At 46.4% G+C, this 14,489-nt stretch carries 9 protein-coding genes, 2 tRNA genes and 1 pseudogene; 2 read left to right on the top strand and 10 right to left on the bottom strand.

The window, feature by feature from the left end:
- Nucleotides 1–35 precede the first annotated feature (35 nt).
- Together GM173_RS04590 and GM173_RS04585 are read right to left on the bottom strand one after the other, a co-directional pair.
- Nucleotides 36–1,505, bottom strand: coding sequence for an inorganic phosphate transporter (locus GM173_RS04590; protein WP_203570129.1), 1,470 nt, complete (start codon nucleotides 1,503–1,505; stop codon nucleotides 36–38).
- A 112-nt stretch (nucleotides 1,506–1,617) separates the two neighbouring features.
- Nucleotides 1,618–3,081, bottom strand: a complete 1,464-nt coding sequence (locus tag GM173_RS04585; RefSeq protein ID WP_239078243.1) for a protein adenylyltransferase SelO — start codon at nucleotides 3,079–3,081, stop codon at nucleotides 1,618–1,620.
- A gap of 63 nt (nucleotides 3,082–3,144) precedes the next feature.
- On the opposite strand from GM173_RS04585, the gene ybaK reads away from it, so the two are divergent.
- Nucleotides 3,145–3,636, top strand: coding sequence for a Cys-tRNA(Pro) deacylase (ybaK, locus tag GM173_RS04580; RefSeq protein ID WP_203570128.1), 492 nt, complete (start codon nucleotides 3,145–3,147; stop codon nucleotides 3,634–3,636).
- Between the two features lie 9 nt (nucleotides 3,637–3,645).
- On the opposite strand, the gene GM173_RS04575 is transcribed toward ybaK, so the two are convergent.
- From GM173_RS04575 to GM173_RS04545, 8 genes and pseudogenes are all read right to left on the bottom strand, one after another.
- Nucleotides 3,646–5,265: a response regulator gene (locus tag GM173_RS04575; protein ID WP_203570127.1), complete on the bottom strand. Its 1,620-nt coding sequence runs from the start codon at nucleotides 5,263–5,265 to the stop codon at nucleotides 3,646–3,648.
- 125 nt (nucleotides 5,266–5,390) lie between these two features.
- Nucleotides 5,391–6,344 carry a DUF4434 domain-containing protein gene (locus tag GM173_RS04570; RefSeq protein WP_203570126.1) on the bottom strand — a complete coding sequence of 318 codons (954 nt, stop codon included), beginning with the start codon at nucleotides 6,342–6,344 and terminating at the stop codon, nucleotides 5,391–5,393.
- Nucleotides 6,341–8,563: an NfrA family protein gene (locus GM173_RS04565; protein ID WP_239078241.1), complete on the bottom strand. Its 2,223-nt coding sequence runs from the start codon at nucleotides 8,561–8,563 to the stop codon at nucleotides 6,341–6,343. The genes GM173_RS04570 and GM173_RS04565 overlap by 4 nt, the downstream gene beginning before the upstream one ends.
- Before the next feature lie 75 nt (nucleotides 8,564–8,638).
- Nucleotides 8,639–8,920, bottom strand: a pseudogene (locus GM173_RS16360) (tetratricopeptide repeat protein); the annotation flags it as partial.
- Nucleotides 8,880–10,337 (bottom strand): glycosyl transferase family protein, encoded by a 1,458-nt coding sequence (locus GM173_RS04560; RefSeq protein WP_203570124.1) that lies wholly within the window; start codon nucleotides 10,335–10,337, stop codon nucleotides 8,880–8,882. The pseudogene GM173_RS16360 and the gene GM173_RS04560, both read right to left, overlap by 41 nt.
- Nucleotides 10,334–11,476 carry a non-hydrolyzing UDP-N-acetylglucosamine 2-epimerase gene (gene wecB, locus GM173_RS04555; RefSeq protein ID WP_203570123.1) on the bottom strand — a complete coding sequence of 381 codons (1,143 nt, stop codon included), beginning with the start codon at nucleotides 11,474–11,476 and terminating at the stop codon, nucleotides 10,334–10,336. The genes GM173_RS04560 and wecB overlap by 4 nt, the downstream gene beginning before the upstream one ends.
- Before the next feature lie 248 nt (nucleotides 11,477–11,724).
- A tRNA-Leu gene (locus GM173_RS04550) sits at nucleotides 11,725–11,811 on the bottom strand.
- A gap of 31 nt (nucleotides 11,812–11,842) precedes the next feature.
- Nucleotides 11,843–11,929: transfer RNA gene (locus GM173_RS04545), tRNA-Leu, on the bottom strand.
- A 159-nt stretch (nucleotides 11,930–12,088) separates the two neighbouring features.
- Here GM173_RS04545 and rnr point away from each other — a divergent pair.
- Entirely contained in the window at nucleotides 12,089–14,488 is a 2,400-nt protein-coding gene (rnr, locus tag GM173_RS04540; RefSeq protein WP_203570122.1) for a ribonuclease R, read from the top strand.
- Nucleotide 14,489: the final 1 nt, after the last annotated feature.

Below are 14,489 nucleotides of genomic sequence, written 5' to 3'. Positions count from 1 at the left end.
CGCTACGTTAAGAATGGATTTGATCGGCAGTTAAATTAGACAAATAATTTGCTGGCTATCCAGAATAGCCCGCCTGACATTACGACAGTGACAGGTAGTGTGAGTACCCACGCAATCGCAATATTCTTAATGGTGCTGGCTTGAAGCCCGCTTTTGTTGGCAACCATCGTGCCGGCTACCGCGGATGATAAAATATGTGTCGTTGATACTGGCATTCCCGTCCAGCTCGCAATCCCAATGGCAGCCGCTGCAGTGATTTGTGCGGCATTACCTTGCGCATAAGTCATACCTTTATTGCCAATCTTTTCCCCTACTGTGTACACAATCCGACGCCAACCTACCATGGTGCCAAGGCCTAGCGCCAATGCAACAGCAATAATCACCCATTGCGGCGCGTATTCAGTCGTGGCCGTAAGATCTTTGCGGAACTTATCGAGGCTGTGTTTTTCGTGGGAGGCCCAAATAGGTAATTTGGATATTTTTTTAGCCGTATCGTCCACGCACAGTAAGATGCGGCGCGCTGCAATACGCTCATCGGTGCTTAATTGATTATAGCTACTGATATTGCCGAGCATCGTATCGAGTTTATTGATGGCCGCTAATGTAATTTCAGATTTACATTCAAATTGAGCCGGCAAGGTGTGATTAGCAGAGCCCAGTGGAATGTTAGGGTTGATTTTGTCAGCGTTTTGCGTGTAAAAATCTCTGATATGAATTGCGGCATCACGGGTGCGTTCGATGTCATAAATACTGCTGCTGCGATCGAGGACGAAATTGCCAGGTGCTAAGCCAACCAGAACTAGCATAACTAAGCCAATCCCTTTTTGGCCATCATTGGAGCCATGTGCAAAGCTCAACCCCATTGCCGAGGCGATGAGTGTTACACGGGTCCAGAATGGTGGGTGTTTTTTACCGTCAATGTTTTTACGTTCTTCTGGCGTAAGGTGCATATGTGATTGGCTGAAGTACTTTTTGAGGGCAATCAGTAAAATGCCCGCCAAGATCATCCCCATTGCCGGTGAAATGAGTAAAGAGAGTAGGATATCGATTGCTTTTTGCGTGTTGATGCCGTGCAACCAGTGATGACCAGTGAGGATCGCATGCATGATCCCTACGCCTAAAATCGAACCGATTAGAGTATGAGAGCTTGATGCTGGAATCCCCAGGTACCATGTGCCTAAATTCCATACAATCGCGGCTGTTAATAGCGAAAAGACCATGATAAGGCCGTGGCTACTATTGACATTCAGCAGTAAATCAACGGGAAGTAAATGAATGATGGCATACGCGACACCTAACCCCCCCAGAATCACGCCTAAAAAATTGAAGCAACCAGAGGCAAATACCGCGACATGTGCTGGCATTGCCTTGGTGTAGATGACGGTAGCAACTGCGTTGGCAGTATCATGAAAGCCATTAATAAATTCGTAAGCTAAAACAAAAAGGATGGCCAGTGCGAGGCTAATTGCGGCGAAGGTGTCTAAACCACTGAATATTTCAGGCATGTGTTATTTGTGTTACAAAACAAAGAAGGTGCCGATTATCGCAGAATAAACACTCCTTCGTAGCCTCGTTTATGGTTTTAAATCAGATTTCTGTTAAATAAATATCAAAGTGCTAGGATGAGCAACTTACAGAGAGTGTGCTAGCCCAGTCTGGTGGTAGTTGAGCGTATGACTCATATTCGTTTTGCTCACGGTATGGATTGCTCAGGCAGTGTCGTAGTCGCTCAATTTCCGAAAAATCGTGTTCATTTTCAGCTTTGCGAATGGCTATTTCTGCCAAATGATTGCGCAAAATGTACTTAGGATTGCTATTGAGCATCAAGCTACTGCGTTGCTTCGGTTCCTGAGCATCGATAGTCAAGCGTTTGCGATATTGTTGCAGCCAGTTTTGTAAACCTTCGCGATGCAGAATTAAGTCGCTGAGCCGAGTGTCGTTTTGCTCGGTAATCCAGTGCGACAAGGTACGCCAGAAGATGGTCCAGTCAGTCTGTGCGGCTTGCATTAATTCAAATAATTCAGTCGCTAAGCTCCAGTCTGATTCGTACCAATTTGAAAAACCTAGTTTCTTCCGCAGTTCTTCAGCAAATGCGCTTTCAAACAGATCTTGGTAATTGGCGAGTGCTGCGAGTAAGTCATCTTTGGAAACCAGCGGCATCAGTGCTTGTGCAAGACAATGCAAATTCCATAAGCCGATTTGTGGTTGCTGCTGATAAGCATAGCGACCCGTATCGTCAGAGTGATTACAAATGTGTGCTGGATTAAAGCCATCTAAAAAACCGAATGGTCCATAGTCTAGTGTTAATCCTAAAATAGACATATTGTCTGAATTCATCACCCCATGGCAAAAACCAACTGCCTGCCATTGCGCAATGAGCTTGGCGGTTCGGTAAATCACAGCGTTGAGCAGCGCTAGATAGGGGTTGGTATTGGATTGGCATTCTGGATAGTGGTGCGAAATTACCCAGTCAGCGAGTTTCTGTAGTGCTTGAGGTTGACCGTGGTAATAGAAATGCTCGAAATGGCCAAAACGGACGAACGTGGGCGCTAGCCGAGTCAGAACAGCAGCACGCTCACGTGTTTCTCGCCACACTGTATGTTGCGCACTGCCGATCGCTAAGGCGCGTGTAGTTGGTATACCTAACCCATGCATCGCTTCGGAGCATAAGTATTCACGGATGGTTGAGCGCAATACCGCTCTTCCATCGCCACGTCGCGAGTACGGGGTTGGTCCGGCCCCTTTAAGTTGAATTTCCCATCGAGTAGCTTCTGGATCGGTTAATTCTGCGATTAATAAAGCACGGCCATCACCTAGTTGACCTGCGTTGATACCAAATTGATGCCCTGAGTACACGGTTGCCAAAGGGGTCTGGCCTTGCGGGGTTTGATTGCCAATTAGATAATCTGCGATTTGGTGTTGCTGAGTCAGTTCGGCTAAACCGAGTGCTTGCGCGAATTCTGCATTCCATGCCACGGTGTGAGCCTGTGCCATTGGGGTGCTTGGGCAGGCTTGGTAAAATTCGGTGCCGAGTTCTTGCCAACGCAGTGCAGGTGGCAGTTGAGCAAATTGTAAAGGCATAGTTTTAATAATTCTTGAGTAATTTACTCGGATATTATGCCGTAAATGAACACAGTGGGGATGATGGTGAGTGAAAAAATTCCGGTGACCACCGCAATACGCATGCTGCGGGCTAATAAAATTCAGTACACGGAGCATCTATACGATTATGAAGAGCGCGGTGGTACTGCCGTATCGGCACGAGAACTGGGGGTACCAGAGCGAATCGTGATTAAAACGCTGATTATGGAAAATGAGAAAAAACAGCCGATGGTGGTTTTAATGCATGGCGATTGTGAAGTGTCCACGAAAAATTTGGCACGGATTATTGCTTGTAAAACGATTAACCCTTGTGCGCCGGAGATTGCAAATAAGCACAGTGGTTTCGTCGTCGGTGGAACATCACCGTTTGGGACGAAAAAAATCATGCCAGTATATATGCAGGCTTCGATTGCTGAGTTAGAGAAAATCTACATCAATGGTGGCCGAAGAGGTTTTTTGGTCGGAATGAGTCCTGCGGCCTGTATTCAAGTATTAAAGCCAATCTTGGTGGATGTGGCCATTTACCCCACTTGAATTGCTGCATCAACGCTGAAAGAGTTGTTGCAGGTCTTGGTTTAGGCTGTGATGGGTGCCCGCATCGATCATGCCGCTAAGTCGGTCGATAAAACCACTGGCAATCGTAATTAGGGCGTTTCGTTCTTTGGTTTCTAGTGTATCAACGTTTTTTATGTATTTAACTATGGCATGACTGGCCGATAGCATAAGCCGATTATTGCAAGTGCTTTGCGCGTTTGGCAGTAGCAGGTCAATCGCCTCGGTATATTCGGATCGCAGCATGTGCTGCACACCACTGTTATTTAAATCATTTATTTCTTGTCCAATTTGCTGGATGTAGTCTTTCCAAATTGGGCGCATCGTCGCCGCACTTTCTAATAAGCCTGAAACATGACGAGTGGTAATAAAGCGCTGCGCAATGTGCTTGAGCCATTTATAGGGGGGCGTTTCACCGCTAGGCTCTTCGCCTTCAATCGTGGCGGGGCAGATTAGATCGGCTGCCATAATAAAGCTGGTTGCCATTTCCTGGGTCATTTCTGCGTGACTAAAATAAACCTCGAGTTCGTTAAGTAATTGCGGTTTTCCTTCGTAAATGGCTGTAGCAATAATGTCGATGATTTTGTTTTTAACTGTATTGTCTTTGCGGGCAATTTCTTTTACTAGGCGAAGGTATTTTTCTGAGTCTGATGAGTTGTTTTCTCTGCGAGCTGCTAGCGCCAGCTGCAGTACGGTGTCTGCACTGAGTGCAGACGAATTGCCGCCACATTTTACGGCTTGTTCTAGTAACGATTTAGCTTTGGCTGAGTCGCCTAGCATATTCGCTAGATTGCCGGCTTTTTGTAAGCGGCTGACATTATTCGGGGTCATCGCGAGGCATTTTTCAAAAACCGCCATCGCTTGGTCAACGCGACCATCGGCCATATACATTGATGCTAATTCCTCATAGGCATCGACATATTGCGCATGTTCTACAATGGCTGCTTGCAGTGTGCTTTCGGCAAGATTTTTTTTACCTAGACGTATAAGCGCCTTGGCTAATCCAAGCTTGGCCCAGGGGATCATACGTTGCGAAAGAATTTCCTCAAATAGCAGTCGTGCTTGTTCAACTTGTCCTGCTTCGAGCAATAGGCTGCTGAGCAAACGCATTAAATCACCACGAAAACCTTCGGCTTTGGGAATTAATGACTTAGCTTCCGCGATTGCCCCACTGATGTCATCTTCGTTGATTTTGTCATAGATTGGTTTTAAGAAACGTTTGCGTCTCCAAGCGAGCGTGAGTCGTTGCGTCAGTAGGGCACTCGTAAAGGGTTTGATCAGATAATCATCGGGGCCAATTTCAGCGACGGCAACAACTTTTTCGTAGGCCGATTCGGCTGTAATCATGATCCAAATGGTGTAGAGTGGCAATTCACCACTTTGGCGAAGTTCTTCAAGTAGTTCTTGGCCATTCATGCCTTCACCAAAGTGATAGTCACATAAAACGGCGTCATACTGTGCGTTTCGCAACCGACGACGCGTCTCTCCGATGCTGCTGGCGGCATCGACTCGATTGATGCCACATTGCGCGAGCGTCATTCGCAGCGATTGTCTGACAGTTGGTGCATCATCCGCTATAAGCACATGTGCTTGTGATAATTCATCTGCCATGAACAGCCTTATTAATTAAACGTTTATGATTTAATATTGACTATTTATTGCCAAGCTCAAGTACGAATTGAATTTCTGTGTTGGGGTGTAGTTTTTGGTCTAAATATATGTCGTATAGAAATGCATTAATTGGGGGCGATATGACCTCTTCGCGTCGTACATTTGCTATTTTGATGACCTAGTAACTGATTGTTGAGTTGATTTAGCGAAAAATAGACGTCAGGCTCACGTCCTGTCGCCGCGCACCATAGTTTTTGTCTTTCTTTTATTTCAGTTGTGCTCGCAGGGCAAAACCTGTTTTCGCTGGTTTGATTTAATTCGGTAAAATTTTCTAACAGTCCTAGCCATGCGTTGGAAGGTAAGGTCTTATTAACGGCACTTAAATATCGTAGTGTATTGGGTCGAGGTGATCGGAAGACGCCTTGACCATCTTGGACCATCCAAATAATCCCAGTTTCTAAGTGGATTTTGTTGAGAAAGTTTGCGTAGTCTTGTGGCGTTGTGTGCCCACCAAAAAAAGTGGAGGCATAGACTGGGGTATCAGGGTGGAGCTTTCGTAAGGCACTGACCAAAATTTTGAAATGATTGCTTAGTATCCGTTGGCGGGTTTCACTACGCCAATTTAAATCATCGATTTCTTCGGGTAAGTACCATCCACGAATGCGGTGTGTAGTTCTGAGTGATAAATATTTAGCTTCATCAAAGCTCTTTTTTCGTAATTTTGATAAATACGAATCTAATTCGGCATCTGATAATTTTAATGCACTAAAAAACTGAGGGTCTGCATACAAACCCTCTATGATTTTGTTTTTTTTATTTGAGATATCATGAATCCAATAGCTTTGATGGTCACTAGTGTAGCTGTGTTCTCCATAACGATTCCATTGCAGCAGTAAGTGTGTATAGCCAGAATTGTTTAACGTTTTTCCGATTGAATTGAGTTGGGCGCTTGTTAAATTAGCATGTGAAGCCCAAGGTTGGTAAATGATGATTTTATCTTTTGCTGGCGTGCAAACGGGGTTGGCGAAGACCCAGTTTGAACTAAGCAATAAAATCAACAGCAAACCTTTTAATTTCAATGAAATAGCCCCCAACGCAAGAGTACCGCAAAGTCGTCATCTGTATTGCCACCAATAGCTTGTCTCACTTCAAGTGAAAGGCGTTGACGTAAGTCGGGGGCGCGCCAAGGATCTGCGCCATGCCAAGTTTGCAATGCCAGCCCTACGCCCACATCGACTCTGCTAACGATAGTATGCGTGGGGTTGTCGTTGTTGGCAGTGGCGATACTACTTATAAAAGGCATTAAAGTTGATTTGCCGTCGAGCCACGGTAAGCGGTATTGTTGACCAGCTTCAACTGAGGTAGTCAGGTAATAGCTTTCAGCACGGACGAGCCAGGCGGCATCACCGTACAGATTGAATGTGAGCCAATTGTTTCCAGTAGGTTGCCAGTCCGTGTTGATTGAATGCGAGCCAGATAAGCGTACCATCATGTCATTTTTGTAGGTTGCTTCGGTGCGGTATAGCCATTCTGCTGAGCCAATCACCATATAGTCTTTTAATAAGCGCTGTGTCACACCAAGGCCAAGTGTTTTATCGGGCGTAAAGCTGAGTGACTGATCGTTCAGGCCTTGATTGGCTCGTACAAAAATCCAAGTTGGGCGTGCGGCATCCCGAATTGGATCGAGTCGATAGGTGAGGGCCGTATTAATGTAGCCATTGTATTGCCCATATTGAACAGGGCTGGTTGCGCTACTCGTATCGGGGGCTGTGTTGAGTCGGATTTGAGTGTTAACTAGCCAATTCCAACGATCTTCAAGTGTTTGTACATTACGTTGCCAATTAAAGAGTTGTTGGGTGGCGGCATCGCCACTGATACCCATTTTTGCTTGTATTGCGGCGTGTTGATCAATGCTGGCGCGTAAATCGATGATTGCTGCTTCGCGATTACCTTGTTGCATGTGTAAAAAGGCAATTTGGGGTTGTAGTTCAATGCGTGTTGGCTCGAGACGGATGGCTTCTTGTAAATTTTCGAGTGCGGCGACGTTGTCTTGCGCATTGATGAGCCAGAAACCATATTCCGCGTGAAATAATGCGTTTTGGGGGGCGAGTTTGATCGCCATTGCCAGCGCTTCACCCTGCTTAGCGGACTGTTGATTTTTTTTGTGGAGTAGGGAGAGTTCATACCAGATGTCCGCATCTGGGTTTTCCGTTAGGGATCGGGAAAATAATTGCACGGCATTGTTGTAATCGCCATTATTAACCGCATGCCGAGCTTGTTGAAGTGCTAATGAGCCCGCAGGAAAATACTGAGGAAAGCGATTAGCGATCGAGTGGCTAATTGTAAATTGTGGATTATGTAGGGCGTAAGCAGCTAAAGTTTCCCCGAGCTGAGCTTGCGGTTCAATCTGCAGTAATTGGTACCAACGCTGCATGGCCTGCTCGGTTTGTCCATCTGCCATGAGTGCGTCGCCTTCCCCACGCAGAGCGATCAGATCGGGTGACTGATTATTTTGCGAGCGAAGTTGATTGACGGCGGCAAAATGCCCTGCCGCACGGCGCGGATTGTTTTTGCTGCAAAACGCAGCAGCCATTTGGCTGTATGGGGTTGTGAGTTTCGCGTTGGTTTCAATTGGCGTGATAGCCAAAAGCAGGTCACAGTGCTGTGTTTGTAGTCCTCTAGCTAGAGAGGCTTGTAACGCTGGATTGAATAAATGATCCGACTGTAAGCGCGATACCTTATTTAAAAAGACTGCGTTTTGCTGTTGCTCAGCCAACGCAATAAGGTGGACGGAAAGTTGATTGTTTCGCTCTGCTTGATTCAATTCTGCATAAGGAAACTGGGGTATTGGCTCTTTAGTTTTTGCTGGTAATGACTGTGGTGATATACCCTTGCTTTTTGTGTAAGTGCTTTGCGCTGGATTTCTATTTTGTCTTGCCGCTTGCGTTGCCACCTGTTTACTTAGTTCAGATGGTGCTGTACCGGTTTTGTCTTCGCCTTCCTGTTGAAATTGTTTCGTGATGGGTTGCTTGCCTTGGCTTGCCTGTTGCGCCGATTGACGATGTTGTTCCCATTGCACTAGCTTGTCGCCAGCGATACTAATTTTTTGGGTCTTGAGGAGTTGCTCTGCCTGTTTGATTGCCGTTGCATCATCACTGTTTATTAAAGCGGCAACCCAAGCTTCTGCTAAGGAGCTGCGAAAGGTTTCAGGCGCACCGGGGCGCTGCAGAGCAAGCGGGGCGTATTTAATGATTTGTGATTCATTCTTTGTTAAGTATCCAATGTAGCCTTTTAGCATGTACCCGGTTGCATCCTCGGGTTGGCGAGATATCCATTTTTGAGCTATCGCGTCAATGCAAGCAATATCCGCTTGACGAGCGCAAATTCTGGCTAGTTCGAAGCTAATGTCTTTGCGTTTGGGATTTATTTGATAAACTTGCTCAAAAAGATTGCGTGCGCCAGCTAAATCACCTTTTTTTAATAGTGCATAAGCTCGCTCTGTCCGGGGATAGGTGCGAAAATTTCGCCATTCCTCGCTTATTTTATAAGCATGAGCATGTGTGTTCACTGCGCACAAAACCAGTGCGAGTGGTAGTAATTGAGATTTGAGGCGTTTAGTTATGATCTTCTCCCGTGTGTAGGTCTGGGAAATCATGGCTGGTTTTGTCCCATTTTACGGCGCGACCGGTTTTATTACTGTTTCGAACCTGTGAGAATGCGCGAAAAAACGCAAAAATATTCACAATGTTGCCAATCAGCATGCGTGGAATTGATTGCACGCCTTGCCAAAAACCAAAATAGCGGCGGGTAAAAACAAAGCGCTGCAGCAAGCGATTGCACATAAAAAAGAAATTGCAAGCGACTAAAATCCATAGCCAACTATCAATCGGAATCAATACGGGGAACGTCCACCAATCGGGATTGAACTGGTGGTGAACCCACGCTTGTCCTACTGTAAGCACGATTAAATAGCCCATCAACACCGATGGAAACGCAATAATGCTTTTTCGATCGCGTATTAGCATGTATTTCATCAAGGGTTTGCCGCGCCAGCCTAGATTTTTCCAGCCCTGGAAGACGATACCCACAATCCAACGTGATTTTTGTCGGATGGCTTGCCATAGATGGTTGGGAAAGTACTCTTGCACGCAAATCATGTCATGGACGCCGCGTCGGCCAAACCATGCGGGCGGCGTATTTTTAAATTGCACATGATAATGCAGCATCATTTCACGAGCGCCGACCTCGTGCAGGCAAAAACCAATCTCATAATCTTCGGTTAACGTACCCGTATCAAATACGACGCCGCCATTCATTTCTGACAGTAAGCCGATGGCTTTCCGGCTAAATGCGGTACCAACGCCGGCGCTAGGTACTTGGCCGGTTAGAAGTTGTCGTACCAAAATATCTTTGCCGTGCCATTCAGCGAATTCATCAATATAGTGATTGCCAACAAAATTAGTCCAAGGTCGAGCCAGTGGCATTACTGGTAGTTGAACTAAATCAAACGTAGGTACTAAACGATTAAAGGCACGTAATTCAAGAGGGTGAATGATGTCTTCGGCGTCGTGGTAGGCGATGCAGCTAAAGTGGATACCATCTTGCTCTTCCATTGCGAAAATATAGGCAATGATGTTGTTGAGACAATCCGCTTTAGTCGTCGGGCCCGGATCACGCGTTACGACCTTGTGGACATTGGGGTATTTGGCTGCGACCTTATCAACTTCGGCTTGGGTTTCTGGGTCGTTTGGATAAGTGCCGACAAAGATATGGTAATTGTCGTAGTCAAAGGTCTTGGCAGCGTAGTCAGCCATACGCTGAATAACTGGCGCTTCATGCCATGCTGGAATCATGATGGCGATGGCTTGCTGCTCATCATGATAGAGTTCATCTGCATATTCAGGTAGGTATGTGCTTCTGCGCCATATTTTGTGGTTCTTAAGGCGCCATACCCAGTAGCGACAATCAATTAAAAAATCATCGAGTGAACTGATGAAAATAACAACAATCCCTAGCCGCAATAAGATGGCGATAAAAAACCAATATGCCGCAAGCAAGTCGAGCCAACTCATGATTTTGGCGTCCATTGGCGAATGATCTCAACGATCTGCTGCGCAGATTGACCGCTTCCATACGGATTGCTTGCTTGCGCCATGGTTTGATAAGCAGCATCGTTTTCTAATAAATGAGTTACTTCTTTGATGATGATGTTTGCATCTGTGCCGACGAGCTTGGCTGTGCCAGCGGCAACCGCTTCAGGGCGTTCTGTCGTTTCGCGCATTACTAAAACAGGTTTGCCTAAAGTAGGAGCTTCTTCTTGAATGCCGCCGCTGTCAGTCAAAACGAGGTATGCGCGTTTGAGTAGGTAGACAAATGGCAAGTAATCTTGCGGTGCAATTAAATGAACGTTGCGTAGGTCTTGTAATAGCGAATTGACTGGTTTTTGAACTTGCGGGTTAAGATGAACAGGGTAAATGATTTGCACATCAGGGCGAAGAGCTAGCTCAGCCAGTGCACGACATATTTGTAAGAAACCATCGCCAAAATTTTCACGACGATGCCCGGTGACTAAAATGATTTTTTTGTTGCTGTCAATAAACGGAAATTGAGCGGCTAAGTTTGTTGCGAGGGCTTTGTCCGCATCAATTTTTTCGCTCACTTCAAGTAGCGCATCGAGCACCGTATTTCCAGTAATAAAGACCTGCGATGAATCACGTCCAGCCCGAAGTAGGTTGTTGGCTGATTGGCTGGTGGGCGCAAAATTGAGTTCGGCAAATAAACCAACCACCGATCGGTTAAGCTCTTCTGGCCAAGGCGCTTGCAAATTCCCCGTGCGTAAACCTGCTTCAACGTGCCCAACAGGGGTACGTTGATAAAATGCAGCTAAGCCAGCCGCTAGTGTGGTCGAAGTGTCGCCATGAACCAGTACTAGGTCAGGTTGGCAATCCACAATCACATCACGAACACCTTGTAGGACGCGAGCAGTAAGATCAGTTAAGTTTTGACCGGGCTGCATTAAATCGAGGTCGTAGTCGGCGGTTAAACCAAATAGGCTCATGACTTGATCGAGCATTTCTCTGTGTTGTGCCGTTACGCAGACTTTGCAAATTAAATCGGGGTCTGATTGTAAGGCAAGTACCAAAGGCGCCATTTTAATCGCTTCTGGGCGAGTGCCAAATACACAAAGAATTATTTTTTTAGTCTGAGTCATGGATGGCTTTCCAAGCAAAGATGATTGAATGTGAAAATTTACGTGAGCGAATTTTAATCAATTTAATCATTGAATCAATTAATCTAATCGTATTTGTATTTATTTGAGATTGAATGAGGCAAGTCTTTAGAATAAGTGAATCAAATATGAATTTTCTATGAAATAATTGGCTTTGGGTATTTTTTGTGGACAACAAAAAACCCCAGCAACTTAACGTTGTATGGGGTTGTTGTCTGACTGAGTCAATTTGGTGCCCAAGAGAAGACTCGAACTTCCACACCCTTGCGGGCGCTAGGACCTGAACCTAGTGCGTCTACCAATTCCGCCACCTGGGCAATATCTGCTACAGTTCACAAGTTAAAGAGTTGGTGCCCAAGAGAAGACTCGAACTTCCACACCCTTGCGGGCGCTAGGACCTGAACCTAGTGCGTCTACCAATTCCGCCACCTGGGCTCTTTAACTGCGCTACAATGATGCAGCGCCTTTCATGCGAGGGCGCAATAATATTCAAACCTAGAAATGGTGTCAATAAAAAATATGAAAAAAACGGTTGCTAAGGATCAATTTCAAAACGAGAAATCCCCAGCGAAGAAACCAGCGCGAGCTAAAAAAATGAAGGGATTGCGTGCGCAAGATCCTTATTTAGCACGTGAACAACAACGATATGAAAATCCGCTACCATCACGCGAATTTATTTTGCAGGTATTAGAACAAAGCGGCGCGCCCATGACGGCGCATGATTTAGCAAAACAACTCGGAATTTTGCATGCAGAAGATGTTGCGTTTGAGCGTCGTCTGCAAGCAATGGGCCGTGAAGGTCAATTATTAATTAATCGAATTGGCGCTCTGTGTTTGCCAGAAAAAGTCGATTTGATAGCAGGTAAAGTACAGGGTCATCCAGATGGCTTTGGTTTTTTAGTGCCAGATGATGGTAGTGCAGATTTATTTCTTGGCCCCAAAGAGATGGATAAAGTATTGCACGGTGATCGGGTGTTGGGTCGAAAAATTGGTCTTGATCGCCGCGGTCGCCCAGAAGGAGCCATTGCAGAAGTATTACAACACGTTAATCAGCGTTTGGTTGGGCGTTTGCATGCAGAGCGGGGGGTGTTTTTTGTTACCGCCGAAGATAAACGAATTAGTCGTGACATTCAGGTTGCTGCTGGTGATTGTGGTAGTGCCAAGCCCGGCCAAGTGGTGATGGTGGAAATGCTGACACAGCCGTCGCGCTATTCTCCACCGGTGGCACGTGTAACCGAGGTGCTCGGTAATTACGACGATCCGGGCATGGAAATTGAGATTGCGCTGCGTAAGCACAATTTGCCGCATGAATTTTCTGCTGAAGCGCAAAAGCTAGCGGAAAAAATGCCGAAAAAAGTCCGCAAAATTGATTGGAAGCCAGAGAATGGCGTCGAGCGAATTGATTTACGCGAGATGCCCTTGGTGACCATTGATGGCGAAACGGCCAAAGACTTTGATGACGCGGTTTACGCCGAGCCAAGTGGCAAGGGCTGGCGTCTGGTCGTGGCAATTGCTGATGTAAGCCATTATGTTCGCCCTGATGATGCTTTGGATTTGACCGCGATTGAGCGAGGCAACTCGATTTACTTCCCGCGGCGCGTGATTCCAATGCTGCCAGAGCAAATTTCGAACGGCCTGTGTTCATTAAACCCAAATGTTGAACGGCTCTGCATGGTTTGCGACATGAAGGTAAGCGCTAAGGGTGCGATCAAGGGCTATAAATTCTACCCTGCGGTCATGTTGTCAAAGGCTCGTCTGACCTATACCAAGGTATGGGATATTCTGCAAAACCCTGCTGGTGAAGTCGCGCAGCCATATACCCCGCAAATTAAGCATTTACAGACTTTGTACGCGTTGTTTCAAGTCTTTGCTCAAGCACGTGCTGAGCGCGGCGCAATTGACTTTGAAACCACTGAAACTGAAATGCGTTTTGATGATAAAGGCAAAATTAGTGAAATCGTTCCGGTGGTGCGCAATGACGCGCATAAATTGATCGAAGAATGCATGCTGGCAGCCAATGTGTGTGCGGCAGATATTTTGCTGAAGAAAGGACATCCGGCTCTATATCGGGTGCATGAAGGTCCAAGTCCAGAAAAACTTAAGAATTTGCGTGAATACTTGCGAACGGTCGGTTTGAGTTTGGGGGGCGATGAAGATCCAACGGCGAGTGATTATGCTGCTTTGCTCAATTCATTCAAAGATCGTCTCGATGCGCCGCTTTTGCAAACAATGTTACTGCGTAGTTTATCGCAAGCGGTGTATAGCCCAGACAATGCAGGTCACTTTGGTTTGAGTTACGAGGCGTACGCGCATTTTACGTCGCCAATTCGTCGTTACCCTGATCTGCTGGTGCACCGTGCTATTAAGGCGATTTTGGCGGGTAAAAAGTACAAACCTGCAACTAAGTGGGAGGCATTGGGTGTGCAATGCTCAATGACTGAGCGCCGTGCGGATGAGGCGAGCCGTGATGTGCAAAACTGGCTGAAATGTTACTTTATGCAAGATAAAGTGGGTGAAGAATTTGAAGGCTCGATTTCAGCGGTTACCGGCTTTGGCATGTTTGTATTGTTGGACAAGGTTTTTGTCGAAGGCTTGGTGCATGTCTCTGAGTTGGGAACCGACTATTTCCATTACGATGAGAAACGAAAAGAATTGAAAGGGGAGCACAGCGGAAAAGTGTATCGCCTGACTGATCGCGTGAAGGTTAAAGTTGCTCGGGTGGATTTAGAAACGAGCAAGATTGACTTCGTATTGGTGTTGGATGCTAAAGAGGTGCGACTGACGAATAAGCCGATAGCGGCGCGAGGTGAGTCTAGCCGCGGTCAACGGGTGACTGCCAAGCCAGCTGGTCGTGGTGCGCTCGCTAGCGGTGAAAGAAAACCCCGCAGCACTCGGGTTAAAACGGCAGTTAAAACTGGGGCGGGGAGTGCACGAACGACGGCTGGCGAGGCTGGGGCTGCAGCTAAACCAACGGGGCGTCGCCGTCGGCGTTAAA

This window comes from Deefgea chitinilytica (genome assembly GCF_016881405.1).
Classification (GTDB): domain Bacteria; phylum Pseudomonadota; class Gammaproteobacteria; order Burkholderiales; family Chitinibacteraceae; genus Deefgea; species Deefgea chitinilytica.
Note: the sequence above shows the minus strand (reverse complement) of the source record. Positions and strands in the feature narration are given on the sequence as shown.